This window comes from Streptococcus sp. 23.2, assembly GCF_016648665.1.
GTDB lineage: Bacteria > Bacillota > Bacilli > Lactobacillales > Streptococcaceae > Streptococcus > Streptococcus salivarius_E.
On record NZ_JACLQJ010000002.1, the window covers coordinates 200,265 to 218,914 of the forward strand.

Here is an 18,650-nt window from a genome sequence, read left to right on the forward strand (position 1 = left end):
AAAATCATGAGACAAACAAGTGTATTTACGGAATTTTTTGATAATTCTTTCTTTTCTAACATCTTGTGTTGCCACAAAAAAAGAGCCTCTTAAACCCCATGAAAAAGGTTATAAAGCTCTTGTCTATTCATTTTTCGCTCTTTAGCAACGGTTTTTATAGCCTGATTAGGTTTCATTCCAGAGGCAATTAAAGCTTCTACAGCCTCTACCGGGGTAACATTTGATGTTAGATTTTCTTCCTTATCATTTTCAGAAGCTCCGGCCACAATCAGTAAACATTCACCCTTGAGAGGATTACTAGCAATATAATCTAAAACTTCTGAAATAGATCCTCGTTGGTACTCTTCATAAAGCTTGGTCAATTCTCGAACTAAAGTTACTTGACGATTGCCATAGACCTCATGCATATTTTCGAGAGTATCCGCCACACGGTAAGGTGACTCGTAAAAAATCTGTGTCTCAGGATAAGACAGTTTTTCCTTGAAGAAATCAATCTGCTGTCCTTTTTTACGGGGTAGGAAGCCATAAAAAATATGAGGTTGGGGTGCTAAACCACTGGCAATCAAGGCTGTAATACCAGCCGATGCTCCCGGTAAGGCCACCACTGGAATATCCTCAGCAATGGCAGCCTTGACCAAATCATGCCCAGGATCCGAAATAGAAGGCATCCCCGCATCAGAAACCTGAGCCAAAGAAAGACCTGACTTCAAGCGCTCCAGTAAATCTGGAATTTTCTCATAAGCATTGTGCTCATGAAAAGAATACTGCTTCGTTTCAATCTCAAAATGCTTGAGCAAGAGACCCGTATTGCGCGTGTCCTCCGCACAAATAAGATCCACCTCTTTCAGGATTTGCACACTACGAAAAGTCATATCCTGCAAATTCCCAATAGGTGTGGGAACCAGATAGAGGGTACCGTAGCTAGATTGCCCCTTAAAACTCTTTTGAACCTGCATGTTTAGTCTCCGTACAACAATTCTGCACAGAAGCCACAAGCTTCATTATTATCACGACGTTGGCCATAAAAATCTGGACAAATATGGAATCCATCATCGTAAATAGCCTCGAGGTTCACCTTACCATGAGACATTTTAGTTCCTGTCTCCTCTTGAACCACTTGACTCAAGTGCTCACGCAACTTGTCGTTTTCCAACTTGAGGGCCGTATTTTCATCAAGAATCCCTGAGAAGTTCGCCTTAATCGCTTCCACTTCTGCCAACATCGACATCAAATTTTGTGATAATTCCTCGAATTTATCATACAATTCACGCTTTTCCATTTAGCTGAACTTCCTCCACTCCATAAGTTAGGGGCGCACGCCCTTTTTCAAATACAACCTTAATGGTCCCTGCAATTACATCAATGGCAACGACCTGACCTGTGCCATCCTTGGTTTCAATGTCATCACCCAAGTCAGGATAACTAGCCTTGCTATCTCGGTAAAAGTCATCTTCATAACTGAGACAACACATAAGTCGACCACAGACCCCATTCATCTTACCAGAATTCAAAGATAAACTTTGGTTTTTGGCCATCTTAATTGATACTGGTGGGAATTCACCCAAAAAACTAGAACAACAAAGTGCCCGCCCACAAGGTCCTAAGCCACCATAAATCTTTGATTCCTCACGACTCGAAATTTGGCGCAACTCAATACGTGTCTTAAAGTAAGAAGCCAGATCTTTGAGCAATTGACGAAAATCTACCCGTTTTTCAGCAACAAAACTGATTAGCACATAAGAGCAATTTAGCGGAAAGACAATGTCAACGACCTTCATTTCTAGCTGATTTTGAGCAATTAAATCAGCTACTACTCCCATACTCTTTTCAGCCTTCAAAAGATTTTCATCATATCTAGCGAAATCTTTCTCTCCTGCCAATCCTTCAACCCGATTCAAATCCGCAGGCAAACTAACCTCAGGAAAATCAGTGTTTTCCATGACAACCTGGGCTAGGCGTTTATCTTTTTTCTCCAAAACGACTACAAAGTCATCTTTGGCGTAATTTTTATCAGGAACAACATATTCTACTGCTCCAGTTTCCTCAAATTTTATTCCAATGACTTCTGTCATGATAATACCATATACTCCATCGCATTTTGAAAGCTGACATTAGCTAGCCACATTTTTCGTGCCTCATAAACCAAGTCTAGCCATCGTCTTGCTTGTGGATTTTGTATATCCTTCCCCAATTGATAAGTTAAAAAAGCCCAGACCATCTCTTGTTCCGACTTTTCACTACACTGGACAGCCAGTTTTGCAACATCCAAATAAAGCAGGTCCTGATTAGATAGCAGGGACTGTGTGAAACGCTCTACTGTATTAATCAGATCAAGAATCCTATTATCCTTAGCTAAGTCTAAAGCCTGAACATCATCTTTGGCAAAATCCGCCAACACTTTGGCTTGTGTCAGCAACAAGCCTTCCTTCTGCAGCAATTCTTCTAGATAAGCCCGATTCTTAGGAAAATAAAAGAGTTGAGATCGACTTTTAATCGTCGGTAACATACGACTATCATCAGCTGTCAAAAGAAAAATATAAATCTGACTTTGAGGTTCTTCAATAAACTTTAATAGACTATTGGCAGCATTGACATGCATCTTATCTGCATCACGAATGATAAACACCTGAGCCTGCCCCTCAAAACTCGATTGACTAAACTCTCTGGTCAACTGACGAATCGTGTCCGTCTTAATAATCTGTCCTTGTGGCTCTACTAATTTAACATCAGAAAAGTCCCCCTGTGCAATCAAGCGACAGGGACGACAATGACCACAAGGTAGACTATTCTCAGGAGTCACACAAAATCGACTCTGTGCTAGCCAAATAGCCATGTCGAGACTTCCAAAATCACCCGAAAACAAATAAGCATGACTCAAACGATTTTCCCTGATAATTTGTGAAAACTCTTCAAATAGTTTGCTTTGACTTTCAGCTAACTTCATCTTGCTCCTTATAAATAGCCTTTAATTACTTTCCAAGCGTCCTCTACAACATCTTCAAAAGCCTGTGAGGCATCGATTAGCTTGATACGTTCTGGTTCAGCCTGTGCTAAATCTAAATAACCTTGACGTACACGCTGATGCAAGTCAAGCTTCTCTAAATCCAACCGATTGACTTCACGTTCACCGCTGGCTGCAATGCGGGCCAAACCAGTCTCAGAATCCACATCAAACAATAGGGTCACATCAGGTTTATAACCATCGGTCGCATAGGCATTTAACCAGGCAATCTCATCCTGATTCAAGCCACGACCAGTACCTTGATAGGCAACTGATGAATCAATAAAACGATCCATTATAACCATACTGCCTTTTTCAAGCTCTGGCAAAACCTTCTCAACCAGATGTTGACGACGAGCCGCAATATAGAGCAAGAGCTCTGTCTTAGCATCCATAGCCGTATTATTCACATCCAAAATAACCTCTCGGATTTGCTCTGCAATAGCTACTCCGCCTGGTTCACGTGTCGTCACAACCTGAGCTGGATAAACCTCTCTTAAACGTGGCAAAAGTGCCTCCAAAACTGTAGTCTTTCCAGCACCGTCCGGCCCTTCGATTGAGATTAATAACCCTTTTGACATGATACTTCCTTTTTTATTTCTTTACCTTCTATTTTATCAAATTTTAGCTTAAAAGCACAATCTCAATTGAAATATAGGTTATCTAAAAGGATAAGAAAAAAGATTCCTAAAAATCTCTTTTTACTATCTTAATGCTTTTGACCATGCCGATTGCAGGTTTCGAACCTGTGACCTACGCGTTACGAGTGCGTTGCTCTACCAACTGAGCTAAATCGGCTGACACAGTCATTCTAACATTATACCCTAAAAAGTCAAGTTCTGTATGAAATTTACAAAAAAGAACTTGGACGAACCAAGCTCTTTCTTTTCTTACAATGATTTGTAAAGTTGACTTGCATTTTCAACAGTGAAACCATATTCTTTAAAGATACGGTCACCAGGTGCTGAGGCACCCCAAGTATCAATAGTAAGTATTTTACCTGCAAGACCAACGTATTTGCCCCAACCAAAGCTAGTTCCAGCTTCGATAGCCAAACGTTTTGTCACAGCTGCTGGAAGGACTTCTTCTTTATATGCAGCATCTTGTTCATCAAAGAGGTTTTGTGATGGCATTGAAACAACACGAACATGCACACCTTCAGCTTCAAGAGCAGCCTGCGTATCAAGAGCCAATTTCACTTCAGAACCAGTTGCAATGATGATACCATCAAGATCACCGTTTGCTTCTGAGATGATGTAAGCTCCTTTATTGACACCAGTTTCAGCATTTTCAGCAGTACCATCAAGGACTGGCAAGTTTTGACGTGTCAAGACTAGCATTGTTGGACGTTCAGTCTCAGCCAAGGCACGTTTCCATGCAGCATTAGTTTCATTACCATCTGCAGGACGGATAACGTTAAGGTTAGGCATTGAACGCACACTTGCCAATTGTTCGATTGGTTCGTGAGTAGGTCCATCTTCACCAACTGCTACTGAGTCGTGTGTCATTACATAAGTTACTGGCAGGTTTTGAAGAGCTGCCATACGTACTGCTGGAAGCAAGTAGTTTGAGAAGACGAAGAAGGTACCACCATAAACACGAGTACCACCATGAAGAGCAATACCATTCATCGCTGCAGCCATAGCAAATTCACGCACACCAAACCAAATATTACGTCCAGCATAGTTGTCTGCTTGGAAATCAGACTCAGCCTTAACCATAGTATTGTTAGAAGCTGAAAGGTCTGCTGAACCTCCCCAGAATGAAGGAACTTGCTCAGAAATCTGTTGGATAGCTTGTTGGCTTGATACACGGCTAGCTACTGCTGAACCCAATTCATGAGCATTCAAGTCAACGTGTACAGGTTCATTTGCAAAGGCAGCCTTGTATTCAGCAGCCAATTCTGGGTAAGCACTTTCATATTCTGCAAATTTAGTTTGCCAAGCATTTTCAGCAGCTTCACCACGGAATTTAATACCAGCTTCAAAACGACGAGCAACTTCATCTGGAACTGTAAATGCCGGTGCATCATAACCGTACACACCTTTTGCGTGATCAATGCCATCTTGACCGATTGGAGCACCGTGGACAGCTGATGTTCCTTGTCCTTCAGCTCCATAACCAATGATTGTCTTAACTTCAATGATAGATGGTTTATCTGTCTCAGCCTTAGCTTCTTCGATGGCTTTAGCAATAGCTTCCAAATCATTCCCATCCTTGACAAGAATGTGTTGCCAACCATAAGCTTCAAACTTAGCCTTAACATCTTCTGTGAAAGCCATTGAAGTTGGTCCATCAAGTGAGATATCATTTGAATCGTAAAGAAGTACCAACTTACCAAGTTTAAGGTGACCAGCAAGACTGGCAGCTTCTTGAGAAACACCTTCCATCAAACAGCCATCGCCATGGAGGGCATAAGTATAATGGTCAACAATATCAAAACCAGGTTTGTTGAATTTAGCAGCCAAATGCGCTTCAGCCATGGCCATACCAACAGCATTAGCAATCCCTTGACCAAGAGGACCTGATGTTGCTTCAACACCATCAGTATGATTAACTTCAGGGTGTCCTGGAGTCTTAGAGCCCCATTGACGGAAATTCTTCAAGTCCTCCATTGTCACATCATAGCCAGAAAGGTGCAATAGACTATAAAGCAAGGCAGAACCATGACCAGCAGAAAGAACAAAACGGTCACGGTTTGTCCAGTTACGGCTAGTCTTTGGATTAACATTCATCACATGGTTCCAAAGCACATAAGCCATTGGCGCTGCACCCATAGGAAGACCTGGGTGCCCAGAATTCGCGGCTTGAATTGCCTCGATCGAAAGCGAACGAATAGTGCTGACCGCCATTTGGTCAATTGCATCAAAAGTCATGATTCTAACTCTCCTTTTTTGGAAAAAAATGCGGAGCATACAGACTATTAGCGTCTGAGCTCTAGTTATACTATTTTAATTATAGCATATTATCTATCTCTTTGGGCAATCCAATTCTATTTGTGAGATCCTAAACCTATAAAATACAGGACCTAAAGCGTTCGTTTTTACAAACCAATAGCATTTGTCTTATCCCAAGCAATTATTAAATCTATTCATCAAAAAAAGCCGAGGGAAACCCCGACTTTATGTAAAATTATTTAACGAAGTCAAGCAATGCCAAGAAGCTTTCAGCTTCAAGTGATGCACCACCTACAAGAGCTCCGTCAACGTCTGGACAAGCCATGTATTCAGCAACGTTTTCAGGTTTAACTGATCCACCGTATTGAACACGTACTTTGTCAGCAACTTCTTGACCAAAGTCAGCAGCTACAACGTCACGAACAACTTTACACATTTTTTGTGCGTCGTCTTGTGAAGCTGATTTACCAGTACCGATAGCCCAGATTGGTTCGTATGCGATTACTGTTGAAGCTACTTGTTCTGCAGTCAATCCAGCAAGAGCAGCTGAAACTTGAGCTCCTACGAATTCTGCTGCTTTACCAGCTTCGTAAGTTTCAAGTGATTCACCACAACAGATGATTGGAAGCATACCGTTAGCAAAGATTGCTTTTGCTTTTTTATTGATGTCTTCATCAGTTTCGTGGAAGTAGTCACGACGTTCTGAGTGACCGATAACAACGTAGTCAGTACCGATTTCTTTCAAAACTTGTGGGCTAGTTTCACCAGTGAAGGCACCAGCATTTTCAAAGTAAGTGTTTTGTGCAGCAACTTTAAGGTTTGAACCTTTAGCAGCGGCAAGTACAGCTGTCAAGTCAACTGCAGGAGCTGCGATACCAGCTTCAACAAGATCTGATGAAGGAAGTTTTGATGCTACAGCTTCAACGAATGCTTTTGCTTCTTCTGGATTTTTGTTCATTTTCCAGTTACCAGCGATAAATGGTTTACGTGACATTTCACATACCTCTTCTTTTATTTATTTACTCGTTTATTTTATCACAAATCCCTTACTATTACTAGGATTTTAGGAAAATTCCGAAAACTCGACTTCCTTTATGACTTTTTATCACTATCAAAACTTAGCTTAAGCACCTTAAACAGTTTAAAAGTATAGAATCATAAGTATTTTTAAACACCAAAAAGAGCCGAGTAAACTCGACTCTCTCAATTATTGTCTGACGAATAATTGTATTGGGAACTTAATATTAATTAAGCTTCGATTTCAGATACGATACCTGAACCAACAGTACGTCCACCTTCACGGATAGAGAATGTTGTACCTTGTTCAACGGCGATTGGGTGGATCAACTCAACGTCGATAGTCACGTTATCACCAGGCATAACCATTTCAGTACCTGCAGGAAGTTCGATTGAACCTGTTACGTCAGTTGTACGGAAGTAGAACTGTGGACGGTAGTTGTTGAAGAATGGAGTGTGACGTCCACCTTCTTCTTTAGAAAGGATGTAAACTTCACCTTTGAATTTAGTGTGTGGGTTGATTGAACCAGGTGCAGCCAATACTTGACCACGTTCGATTTCATCACGTTGGATACCACGAAGAAGGACACCGACGTTATCTCCGGCAATACCTTCGTCAAGTTGTTTACGGAACATTTCAACACCAGTAACAACTGCTTTTTGGATTTCTTCTTTAAGACCAACGATTTCAACTTCGTCATTGACACGAACAACACCACGGTCGATACGTCCTGAAGCAACAGTACCACGACCAGTGATTGAGAATACGTCTTCGACTGGAAGCAACAATGGTTTGTCAGTGTCACGTTCTGGTTCTGGAATGTATTCGTCAACAGTGTTCATCAAGTCCATGATGATGTCTTCGTATTTAGAATCACCTTCAAGAGCTTTAAGAGCTGAACCTTGGATAACTGGAATGTCATCACCTGGGAAATCGTATTCTGAAAGAAGGTCACGGATTTCCATTTCAACCAATTCAAGCAATTCTTCATCGTCAACCAAGTCAACTTTGTTCATGAAGACGATAAGGTGTTTAACACCAACCTGACGTGAAAGAAGGATGTGCTCACGAGTTTGTGGCATTGGTCCGTCAGTAGATGCTACTACAAGGATAGCACCGTCCATTTGAGCGGCACCAGTGATCATGTTTTTAACGTAGTCCGCGTGTCCTGGCGCGTCGATGTGAGCGTAGTGACGTTTTTCAGTTTCATACTCAACGTGTGCAGTGTTGATTGTGATACCGCGTTCACGTTCTTCTGGAGCAGCGTCGATTGAAGCGTAGTCTTTTGGTGTGTTAACTGCGCTAGGAAGACGACGAGCCAATACAGTTGTGATTGCAGCTGTCAAAGTAGTTTTACCGTGGTCAACGTGTCCGATTGTACCAATGTTAACGTGTGGTTTACTACGATCGTATTTTTCTTTTGCCATTTAGGAAAAGCCTCCAATAAAATATATTTTATAGATAGACAGTAGGCAATACAGTCTAACTTTACTCTACTATTCTATCAAAATGTCATAGAATTGCAAGTATTTTATATAGTTTTCAGTTTTTCTTTAGAGTAATTACAAATATTCCTTTCAATAATTCTATTTCTACTGCTCCTATTAGCTTTCACTATCTTCATACTACCGCCTAACACCATCTAACGAAAAAAGAAGCCGTATTAACGACTTCTTCTTAAAGGTACGATTTTTTCATCTTGATTTTCCAATTCTTGAGTCTGAGATAACTCATCCTCAATCGCTTGAACAATATTATCACGCTTTTCGTTAGCAGCGATGTTCAAGACAAAGGCTATCCCAACTGAAGTCACTAAAAGAGAGTTACCTCCTTGCGAAAGGAAGGGGAAGGTAACCCCTGTTGATGGAATTAGCCCTGAGATTCCTCCGATGTTAACGAAGACCTGCATTAGCATTAAGGCACCTACACCCAATGCCATCATAGAGTTAAAAGGATTTCGTGCCTTGACTCCCACAATCATAATACGAAGAATGAGGAAAAAGAGGAGGGCCAGAATCAAGCCAGCTCCGATAAGACCTAACTCTTCAATTGCAATTGAAAACACAAAGTCTGTTGTAGCTTCTGGGAGATAACCAGTTTTTTCAATCGAATTTCCAAGTCCAAGACCGAACCAGCCCCCATTACTCATAGCATAGTATGAATGAGATAGCTGAAGACCAGATCCTGTCAAATCCTTGAACGGATTAAAATAGGCTGCGAAACGCTTGGCAACATAACCGAAGATAGGTACCTTAGCCATGGTTTGAACCCCAACCAAGGCAATTAAACCAAGGAAGGCTGATGAAATCCCAACAATGCTGGCAAATAAAGCCGTGAACCAGCGGTAGCCGACACCAGAAATTGAAAACATAACTACCGTAGTCAATACAATGATAGCCGCATTACCCAAGTCAGGTTGGATAGCAACCAAACCAATCATTACAAGCAAATAAACACGCCAGTCATTAAGTTCCTTACCATTTCTAGGAATCCATCTATTCTTCGTCAAGGCTTGATAGTCATAACGTTCTATAGCAGACTGTTTTTTTGAAAAAGTGTGTGCCAAAAACCAGACAACAATAATCTTAAGGTACTCCGCTGGTTGGAAAGACAAGGGACCAAGCACAATCCAACCATTGGCACCATTAATTTCCCTAGTGAAAAATTTGGCAATGACCAAAAGTAAAATCTCAAAGGCAATAACAACACCCAAAAGCTTATCTTTCCTGAGAAAGTTCAACTTCAGTCGGTAGATGAAAAAAATAGAGAACAAGGATACCAACCAAAAGGCTCCTTGGTTTATAACAGATGCAAAGGGATTGGCGCCCAAGGCCACTAAACGAGCACTTGTTGTTGAATACACTACTATTAAACCAACCACGGATAAGATTAAATAAGGTATCAAGATGGTGTAATCTAAAAGATGCTTCTTTTCAATTTTCATATCTTTAAAAAACTCATACTTTCTATTACGTTACTCTACATTTTCTCTTAAAATATAAAGCTAACAGCTTATATTATAACACTTTGATACCTTAAACTAAAGTAAAAGCTAAATTAACCGTTTTCAGGACTGGAAATCTGATTTTTTATCTTACCTTCAGATAGGTTTTACAATGAGCTTTCTTTGATAACTTTGCTACTTCTCATGTTTTCTTTTACGATAAATAAAAAACGGGACCAAAGTCTCGTTTTTTGTTGTCTTATTTTGTACCAACACTGATACGATTAAGTGCTCGACGGAGAGCAACCTGAGCACGTTGAACTTCATCAATACGGTCAGATTTAGTTGCTTCTTCCAAGTCACGTTCGGCACGTTGCTTGGCACGTTCGGCACGAGAAACGTCAATGTCGCGTTCACGTTCTGCTGAATCGGCAACGATAGTAATAAAATCATCTTTAACTTCGATGATACCACCGTTTACGGCAATCCAATCGACGTGACTCTCGTCATCCACACGACGAACCTTGAGTTCATCCACTTCAAGTGGTGCAATCAAGTTAATATGGCCTGGCAAGATACCAATTTGACCATCTTTAGTAACCGCGTGGATAAAGCTGGCATGGTGGTCATATTTCAGACCATCCGGAGTTACCACTTGTACGGTCATTTGTGCCATATCTTCACCTCATTAGTAGCCCATAGCTTTAGCTTTAGCTACTACATCCTCAATTGGACCTACGCTACGGAAGGCATCTTCTGGAAGATTGTCATATTTACCTTCAAGGATTTCTTTAAAGCTACGAACGGTTTCAGCAACTGGAACATAAGAACCTGGTTGACCTGTAAACTGTTCAGCAACGTTAAAGTTTTGTGACAAGAAGAATTGGATACGACGAGCACGTCCAACCAATGTTTTTTCTTCGTCTGACAATTCATCCATACCAAGGATAGCAATAATATCTTGCAATTCACGGTAACGTTGAAGCACACGTTGAACTTCAGTCGCAACAGCATAGTGTTCTTCACCAACAATTTCAGGTGAAAGGGCACGTGAGCTTGATGCCAATGGGTCAACGGCTGGGTAAATACCCATTTGTGTCAACTTACGTTCAAGGTTGGTTGTTGAATCCAAGTGAGCAAATGCTGTAGCTGGCGCTGGGTCAGTATAGTCATCGGCTGGAACGTAGATGGCTTGGATTGATGTAACAGAACCTTTTTTAGTTGATGTGATACGTTCTTGCAATTGACCCATTTCAGTAGCAAGTGTAGGTTGGTAACCAACGGCTGATGGCATACGACCAAGAAGGGCAGAAACCTCAGAACCCGCTTGAGTGAAACGGAAGATGTTATCGATGAAGAGAAGCACGTCTTGACCTTCGACATCACGGAAGTATTCCGCAATTGTCAAACCAGTAAGAGCAACACGCATACGTGCTCCAGGTGGTTCGTTCATTTGACCGAAGACCATGGCTGTTTTCTCAATAACGCCAGATTCTTTCATTTCCCAGTAAAGGTCATTACCTTCACGTGTACGTTCACCAACACCTGTAAACACGGAAATACCACCGTGCTCTTGGGCAATGTTGTGAATCAACTCTTGAATAAGAACGGTTTTACCAACACCGGCACCACCAAAGAGTCCGACTTTACCACCTTTAAGGTAAGGGGCAAGCAAGTCGATAACTTTAATCCCTGTTTCAAGGATTTCAGTAGATGTTGACAATTCATCGAAAGTTGGTGCTTTTTTGTGAATTGGTTCACGCTCTGCATCTTCTGCAAAAGGTGCTTCCAAGTCAATGGTATCACCAAGAACGTTAAAGACACGTCCAAGGGTATCTTTACCAACAGGAACGCTGATTGGACGACCAGTGTCCAGAACTTCTAGTCCACGAGTCAATCCATCAGTAGATTCCATGGCAATGGTACGAACCACACCTTCTCCAAGTTCAAGAGCTACTTCGAGCACGATACGTTTAGACTTTTGTTCGTCAGTATAAACGACCAATGCATTGTTAATCTCAGGGAGTTTATCACCAGCTGCAAACGCTACGTCTACAACAGGACCAACAACCTGAGCAATTTTGCCTGAGCTCATTGTTTTCTCCTTATGATAGTTTTTTGGATGACAATCATCCCTTTTTCATGTGTGTCTAATTAAGACAAATCTCTAGCTATTCAAGTGCACTTGCACCACCAACAATTTCAGTAATTTCCTGAGTGATGGCAGCTTGACGCGCACGGTTATATTGGATTGTCAAATCGTTAATCACATTCTTAGCATTATCAGTGGCTGTCTGCATTGCAGTCATACCAGCTGCGTGCTCAGCTGTTTTGGCATCTACGATAGCACCGTAGATAAGACTCTCCGCATATTGTGGTAAGAGTTGATCCAAAATAGTGTCACGATCTGGTTCCAATTCAAACTTGGTCAACACATGACCTTCTGATTCATTGGGATCCAAATCAGCGATAGGAAGCATTTGTTCCACACGAACTTCGCTAGACAAACTGTTAACATGGTGGTTATAGCACACATAGAGTTCATCAAAAAGTTCATTTTGATACATTCCTACAGCTTTAGAAATGATTTTTCCGACTTGATCAAAACTAGGTTGATCTTCAAGGCCACGAAGTTCAAAAGCAACATTCATGTTACGAGCCTTGAAAAAATCTGAACCTGTTCCACCAATAGAAATGATAGCATATTCATCTTCAGAATCATGGTCACGTTTAATCATGTCCAACACAGCTTTAAGAATTGTTGAGTTATAACCTCCAACAAGTCCTTTATCTGAAGTAATGACAATGTAACCTGTCTTACGAACTGGGCGTGCATCCAACATTGGATTTGACGAACCATTAATCAATTCTGAATGTAGAAGATCTGTTGTGATCTGTCTAATTTTTGAGGCATAGATTTGGAAATCTTTAGCAGCTTGCTCAGAACGTGTCAATTTTGAGGCAGAAACCATCTGCATGGCTCCTGTGATTTGACTCGTTTTCTTAGTTGAAGCAATCTTTGCTTGGATTTCTCTTAGAGAGCCTGCCATATGCTGTCCTCCCTATTTCTATTTGTATTCTGACTGATCTTTGAAAGCTTGGATAGCTTCATTAAGTACAGATTCCTCAGGAATATCCTTAGTTGTACGAATAGTTTCAAAGATATCCTCATGGTGACTATCAAAGTAGTCATAGAGTGCTTCTTCAAAATCCAAGATTTGATCAACCGGAACACTATCCAAGAAACCATGTGTCAAAGCGTAAAGGATAACAACTTGTTTCTCAACTGGAAGTGGTTTATGAAGCGGTTGTTTCAAAACTTCGATTGTACGACGACCACGGTTCAATTTCGCTTGAGTCGCAGCATCCAAATCTGAACCAAATTGCGTAAAGGCTTCAAGTTCACGATATGAAGCCAAGTCAAGACGAAGTGTACCAGCAACCTTCTTCATCGCTTTAATTTGCGCTGATCCACCTACACGTGATACGGAAGAACCCGCATCAATGGCTGGACGAATACCTGAGTTAAACAAGTTTTCTTGCAAGAAGATTTGTCCATCTGTGATTGAGATAACGTTTGTTGCGATATAAGCTGAGATATCTCCGGCTTGCGTTTGGATGATTGGCAAGGCAGTAATTGAACCACCACCAAGATCATCTGAAACTTTAGCTGAACGTTCCAAAAGACGTGAGTGGAGATAGAAGACATCCCCTGGGTAGGCTTCACGACCTGGTGGACGACGGAGAAGCAATGAAAGTTCACGATAGGCCACGGCTTGTTTAGACAAATCATCATAAACAATCAAGACGTGTTTTCCGTTATACATGAACTCTTCAGCCATTGCAACACCAGCGTAAGGCGCGATGTAAAGCAATGGTGATGGTTGTGATGCTGAGGCAGTCACAACGATTGTGTAATCAAGAGCACCATGTTTACGGAGAGTTTCTACTTGTGTACGAACTGTTGATTCTTTTTGACCAATAGCCACATAGATACAGATCATATCTTGACCTTTTTGGTTCAAGATCGCATCAATGGCTACTGAAGTTTTACCAGTTTGGCGGTCTCCGATGACCAACTCACGTTGACCACGTCCAATTGGAACCAAGGCATCAATCGCCTTAAGACCAGTTTGCAATGGCTCAGAAACTGATTTACGTTGCATAACACCTGGAGCAGGTGTTTCAACTGGACGGAAACCTGTTGTTTCGATGTCACCAAGACCATCAACTGGTTGCCCAAGTGGGTTTACTACACGACCAATAAGGGCTTCACCAACTGGAACTTCCATGATTTTTCCAGTACGTTTAACAATATCGCCTTCACGAATTGCTACGAAATCCCCCAAGATAATGATACCGACATCATTAGATTCAAGGTTTTGGGCCATACCATAGGCACCATTTTCAAATTCGAGCAACTCACCACTCATGGCATTATCAAGACCACGAGCACGTGCGATACCGTCACCGATATAGGTAACGACACCAGTTTCAGTGACGTCAAAGTTTGGCTGGAAGTTTTCAATTTGCTTTTTAATTAAAGCGCTAATTTCTTGTGCGTTAATTGCCAAAAGTCACACCACTTTCTATTTCAAATTCGTTTTAAAGGTTTGCAATTGACTGCGAATTGACGTGTCAACAACCTTATTTTTTGCTTTGATGACGAATCCTCCGATGAGGTCCTCATCAATTTTTTCTACTAAACGACGTGTCTTAATCTCAAATTTTTGTGAAACAATCGCCAAAAGTCGGGCTTTTTGTTCCTCAGACAAGGGACTTGCTGATGTCACTGTGACATCGTAAGTATTGTCTTCTTGGTCAAAGAGCTCAAGGACCAATTTCAACACATCATAGAGAATGTTGGCACGGTCATTGAGTAAGATTACCTCAAGAAAATTGTTCATATACACTGAACAAGACTCTTGAAACAAGCTCAAACTTTCTTTTTTAGCTTCACTTGTCACATTTTCCTGCGACAAGAAGGTTTTTAGATTTGTTTCAGCAAAAACTGTTAGGATTTGCCTTACTTCTTCTTGGATTGTTGACACGGCGTCTTGTTCAAAAGCGACTTCTACCAGGCTTCTGGCATACTGCTCAACAAGAGCTTGTGTTTTCTTATCCATTAAGCATCTCCTAATTGATCAAGATAGCTATCAATCAAGTCAGATTGCGCTTTAGCATCAAGGTTTTGTTTCATAACTTTTTCCGCCAAGAGGACAGTCAAGTCTGCAACTTCACCTTTAACGCCAGCAAGTGCTTCCACACGGCTTTGGGCAATGTCTTGATTTGCTTTTTCTTTCAAGCGTTTAGCTTCATCATGTGCTTCTGCAATGATTTTTGATTCTTGAGTTTTACCAGTTTCCTTGGCCCCATCAATAATTTGAGCTGCCTCAGTGCGAGCACCTGCCAACTCATCTTGACGTTTTTGTGCCAAGCTTTCTGCTTCTTGACGAGCATTTTCAGCACTATCAATATCTGTGGCAATTTTCTTTTCACGAGCAGCAAAGATTCCTGTAATTTGATCCCATGCGAATTTACGGATGAGGTAATACAAGAGAAAAACTGAGCCGAGTGTGATAATGATATTACCAAGTGTCGTACTATTAATAAGTATTGACATTTCATTTCTCCCTTTCTTAATTATTCTTCGTTGACTTTATCACCAATATAGTTTGAACTTAGGATAATAAAGACATAGGCTTGGATAAAGCCGATAAAGGCTGAAAAGGCAACCCAGACAAGGTTCAAAGCAAAGGATACAGGTACTGCAAAAGCAGACCAGGTCACCAATTGAAGAATCAAGCCAGTAAGTACCTCACCAGAATAAATGTTACCAAACAAACGCAAGGCCAATGAAGCAGGGTTGGTTAATTGTTCCAAAATGTTCATTGGGAGCATAGCTGGGTATGGTGAAAGGTAGCCCTTTAGATAGCCTTTAAACCCTTTTTTACGGATCCCCTCAATATGACTAATGAGGGTAATAATCAAAGAAAGAGTGATAGTAACACCGAAGTTCGATGTTGGAGAAGTCCAAAAATTGTAATGCTCACTTTTTACAGACACAAGCAAACCTAAGTTGTTTGCTGTAAAAACAAAGGTGAAAATTACAAACAAGAGCAAACTATAATTCTTCGTGAATTTCCCAAGACTTTGAGAAATGGTACTATTCACAAACTCATAGATGAACTCAAGCACATTTTGTTTTCCCTTTGGTTTAATGGTCATCTTACGACTTGACCAAAAAACCACTCCAAAAACGATAATTACTGTCAAGAGAGACATGGCAAGGACAGTCAAGTCAAAATCAATCCCAAATAATGAGACGGTTGGATTACTTGTAGTTTCCACTGCTCATCCCTCCTTCATCTTTTATTTGTCTATTAGACAATGTAGCTAAGGGCAAACAATACGAAGAAGGTACCTTCGATAAAGGCAACACCAGTAAACATCAATGTTTGAAGTTTGCTAAACATCTCAGGTTGGCGAGCTGCAGCTTTAGCGATATTGGCAACGAGGATACCCTCACCAAGAGATACACCCATAACGGCCAAACCGAGGGCTAAGATAGTTAGATTCATAGTAGAATTCTCCTTTTTAATTATTTTTACCCTGCTATTTTAGTCCTATTTTCCACGAAAGTCAATGAATTGACGGTTTTTTAGACGTTTTCACTGACTTTGCCTAACGTTTTCATTTTACTTACACAAGCGTTTATTTTTAATGAAAAACTTTCTGCTTATTTCATAAAAACAAGCCTAACCTTGTGAGATTAGACTTGTTTGGGAGATTTATGAAAAAAAGAAAGTTTCACTGTCTGACTTAAAACCAGAACATGTGAGCGCTACCGAACGACGTTCAGTAATACTTATTAGGATAACTATAGTATAACTTGAGTTCCTTAAAGAAAGCTGAAGGGGAGCGTTTTTGCTCCACTTTCTCTTTAGAAAGTCCTACTGACTCCAAAAGTAGAAAATACTACTCCGACACTTTTTAATATTAGTATCTCTCCATATCAAATGTTTACTTTATCAATAATTACCATCGACGTGGCTACTCTCCTTGGATAAAACAAACACTAACATTATCAGATGTTAAACGACTTACCCAACCTTTATTTCATAGTCCAGGAATAATAATATCACCTCATAGAGACTTTGTATTTTTCATAAAATGACGTGTACAAAACGGTAACTCGTCCAATTTAACAACTTCTTTTGTCCTAAATCTTCTTCTATCATACAAAACACATGACCCGATGCTATCTTCCTTTCGTTATCAACGATAGAATCTAGAACCTCACTGTACCTAGTTTTATATTAATGTAAGATTACTAGACTTTAGCATTCTCTGACTATAGTCACTTTGAAATATAGATAGTTTGAAGCATCTGGATTTATTTTTGTTATAATAACTTATATAACTATTTTACTTGTAATCGAAAGGAAATAAAATGAGTCTTACAATTTTGAAAGAGGATGAGTTTACATCTTTCATAGAAAAATGTAAAGAACATTCGTTCATGCAAACAGTATCAATGTCTAATCTCCTAAGAAAAAGAGGATTCGAGACTAAATTTTTAGGTTGGAAAAGTAATAATGAAACTACTGTTGCTGCTATTGCTTTCATGAAGCATTTGACTGGAGGAGTCAGAATAGAAATTAATAGTGGTCCATTGTATACAAATGAATCCGATTTAAAGAGTTTTTATCATGAATTACAACTTTTTGCTAAGAAACAGGGAGCTCTAGAATTGGTTGTAAAGCCAGACGACATTTATCAGACATTTGAAATTGATGGAAAGCCTATTGAACCTGAGAAAACAGAATTAATTTCTACACTAACAGATCTTGGCTACAAATTTGATGGTTTACAGGTAGGCTATCCTGAAGGAGAACCAACTTGGCATTATTTGAAAAATCTTGAGGGCTTTGATGAAACATCTTTATTAAAATCATTTAACAAAAATAGCGTCAGAAACATCAAAACTGCTCTCGACTATAATGTTATTGTTCGCAAAATAAATAAAGAAGAAATTCCAGAATTCAAAAAGATTATAGAAGAAACCGGAAGAAGGCAAGGATTTGAAGATAAAAGTTTAGATTATTATACAGAACTATATGATGCATTTGGTGATAACGCTGATTTCTTGGTAGCAGAGTTAGATTTTGAAAAAAGCTTAGATCACATAAATAGTAAACTTACCTCACTGAACCCTAAGAGCAAACAGTATGATCAACAAGCTCAAAAATTGAATAAACAAAAACAGATCATTTCAGAGCTCAAACAACAAATTAATACAGAGAAGATACTTCTTGCCTGTGCTTTAATACTATATACGAAAGATCAGGCCACATATCTCTTTGGAGGTTCCTACACAGAATTTCAAAAATTCTCTGCTGCTTTCTTAATTCAGTATCATGCCATGAATTGCACTTTAAGAAGAAATATTATGAGTTATAATTTCCTTGGAATCACAGGTGTGTTTGACGGCTCTGATGGAGTTCTACGATTTAAACAAAACTTTAACGGTTATATTGTTCGTAAGATGGGAACCTTCCGCTATTACCCACAACCTTTAAAATACAAACTTATTCAAGGACTTAAAAAGCTTCTTAGACGTTCTTAGTTTAAAAAATACTGTTTACTATTCATTGCTTGAAATAAACGCAGGCTTTTGTTAGAGCCACTGAAAAAGTCATCATATGATGACTTTTTTGTTATGTGACTTTAAGTCCGTTTCGCTCCGAAGGTGCGAAACAGATAAACCACCCGCTATGCGGGTGCGCA

Annotated in this window: 18 protein-coding genes and 1 tRNA gene; 1 reads left to right on the plus strand and 18 read right to left on the minus strand. The window is 40.1% G+C overall.

The genetic code is table 11. From position 1 onward, the window contains the following. Positions 1-89 precede the first annotated feature (89 nt). The 18 genes from rsmI to H7T98_RS02390 all read right to left on the minus strand — a co-directional run bounded on the left by rsmI (position 90) and on the right by H7T98_RS02390 (position 16,441). Positions 90-956, minus strand: a complete 867-nt coding sequence (gene rsmI, locus H7T98_RS02305) for a 16S rRNA (cytidine(1402)-2'-O)-methyltransferase (protein ID WP_002890224.1) — start codon at positions 954-956, stop codon at positions 90-92. Positions 957-958: 2 nt separating this feature from the next. Beyond that, positions 959-1,279: a DNA replication initiation control protein YabA gene (gene yabA / locus H7T98_RS02310; RefSeq protein ID WP_002887582.1), complete on the minus strand. Its 321-nt coding sequence runs from the start codon at positions 1,277-1,279 to the stop codon at positions 959-961. Continuing rightward, positions 1,266-2,072, minus strand: coding sequence for a regulatory iron-sulfur-containing complex subunit RicT (ricT, locus tag H7T98_RS02315; protein ID WP_037599638.1), 807 nt, complete (start codon positions 2,070-2,072; stop codon positions 1,266-1,268). The genes yabA and ricT overlap by 14 nt, the downstream gene beginning before the upstream one ends. Next, complete coding sequence (locus tag H7T98_RS02320) at positions 2,069-2,944, minus strand: DNA polymerase III subunit delta' (RefSeq protein ID WP_201061180.1); 876 nt, start codon at positions 2,942-2,944, stop codon at positions 2,069-2,071. The genes ricT and H7T98_RS02320 overlap by 4 nt, the downstream gene beginning before the upstream one ends. An 8-nt stretch (positions 2,945-2,952) precedes the next feature. Next, positions 2,953-3,582, minus strand: a complete 630-nt coding sequence (gene tmk, locus H7T98_RS02325) for a dTMP kinase (protein WP_201061181.1) — start codon at positions 3,580-3,582, stop codon at positions 2,953-2,955. A gap of 144 nt (positions 3,583-3,726) precedes the next feature. Further along, positions 3,727-3,799: transfer RNA gene (locus tag H7T98_RS02330), tRNA-Thr, on the minus strand. Between the two features lie 92 nt (positions 3,800-3,891). Continuing rightward, positions 3,892-5,877 carry a transketolase gene (tkt, locus tag H7T98_RS02335; RefSeq protein WP_201061182.1) on the minus strand — a complete coding sequence of 662 codons (1,986 nt, stop codon included), beginning with the start codon at positions 5,875-5,877 and terminating at the stop codon, positions 3,892-3,894. A gap of 256 nt (positions 5,878-6,133) precedes the next feature. Continuing rightward, positions 6,134-6,892 carry a triose-phosphate isomerase gene (gene tpiA, locus H7T98_RS02340; protein WP_002890214.1) on the minus strand — a complete coding sequence of 253 codons (759 nt, stop codon included), beginning with the start codon at positions 6,890-6,892 and terminating at the stop codon, positions 6,134-6,136. Between the two features lie 254 nt (positions 6,893-7,146). Then, entirely contained in the window at positions 7,147-8,343 is a 1,197-nt protein-coding gene (gene tuf, locus H7T98_RS02345) for an elongation factor Tu (RefSeq protein WP_002890213.1), read from the minus strand. A gap of 236 nt (positions 8,344-8,579) precedes the next feature. Then, positions 8,580-9,860, minus strand: a complete 1,281-nt coding sequence (gene ftsW / locus H7T98_RS02350) for a cell division peptidoglycan polymerase FtsW (RefSeq protein ID WP_201061183.1) — start codon at positions 9,858-9,860, stop codon at positions 8,580-8,582. Between the two features lie 259 nt (positions 9,861-10,119). Beyond that, on the minus strand, positions 10,120-10,536 hold the full coding sequence (locus H7T98_RS02355; protein ID WP_002890211.1) for a F0F1 ATP synthase subunit epsilon: 417 nt from the start codon (positions 10,534-10,536) through the stop codon (positions 10,120-10,122). A 12-nt stretch (positions 10,537-10,548) separates the two neighbouring features. Next, positions 10,549-11,955 (minus strand): F0F1 ATP synthase subunit beta, encoded by a 1,407-nt coding sequence (gene atpD, locus H7T98_RS02360; protein WP_002890209.1) that lies wholly within the window; start codon positions 11,953-11,955, stop codon positions 10,549-10,551. Positions 11,956-12,031: 76 nt separating this feature from the next. Next, a complete protein-coding gene (locus tag H7T98_RS02365; protein WP_002890208.1) occupies positions 12,032-12,910 on the minus strand; it encodes a F0F1 ATP synthase subunit gamma in 879 nt (292 codons plus the stop codon). A gap of 18 nt (positions 12,911-12,928) precedes the next feature. Beyond that, positions 12,929-14,434: a F0F1 ATP synthase subunit alpha gene (atpA, locus tag H7T98_RS02370; RefSeq protein WP_037601955.1), complete on the minus strand. Its 1,506-nt coding sequence runs from the start codon at positions 14,432-14,434 to the stop codon at positions 12,929-12,931. A gap of 15 nt (positions 14,435-14,449) precedes the next feature. Beyond that, positions 14,450-14,986, minus strand: a complete 537-nt coding sequence (locus H7T98_RS02375; protein WP_002885901.1) for a F0F1 ATP synthase subunit delta — start codon at positions 14,984-14,986, stop codon at positions 14,450-14,452. Next, a complete protein-coding gene (gene atpF, locus H7T98_RS02380) occupies positions 14,986-15,483 on the minus strand; it encodes a F0F1 ATP synthase subunit B (RefSeq protein ID WP_014634008.1) in 498 nt (165 codons plus the stop codon). The genes H7T98_RS02375 and atpF overlap by 1 nt, the downstream gene beginning before the upstream one ends. 20 nt (positions 15,484-15,503) lie before the next feature. Further along, on the minus strand, positions 15,504-16,211 hold the full coding sequence (gene atpB, locus H7T98_RS02385; RefSeq protein ID WP_201061185.1) for a F0F1 ATP synthase subunit A: 708 nt from the start codon (positions 16,209-16,211) through the stop codon (positions 15,504-15,506). A 32-nt stretch (positions 16,212-16,243) separates the two neighbouring features. Beyond that, positions 16,244-16,441: a F0F1 ATP synthase subunit C gene (locus H7T98_RS02390; protein WP_002886037.1), complete on the minus strand. Its 198-nt coding sequence runs from the start codon at positions 16,439-16,441 to the stop codon at positions 16,244-16,246. A gap of 872 nt (positions 16,442-17,313) precedes the next feature. Between H7T98_RS02390 and H7T98_RS02395 the strand changes: the two genes are divergently transcribed. Continuing rightward, entirely contained in the window at positions 17,314-18,489 is a 1,176-nt protein-coding gene (locus tag H7T98_RS02395) for a peptidoglycan bridge formation glycyltransferase FemA/FemB family protein (RefSeq protein ID WP_037601949.1), read from the plus strand. Positions 18,490-18,650 lie beyond the last annotated feature (161 nt).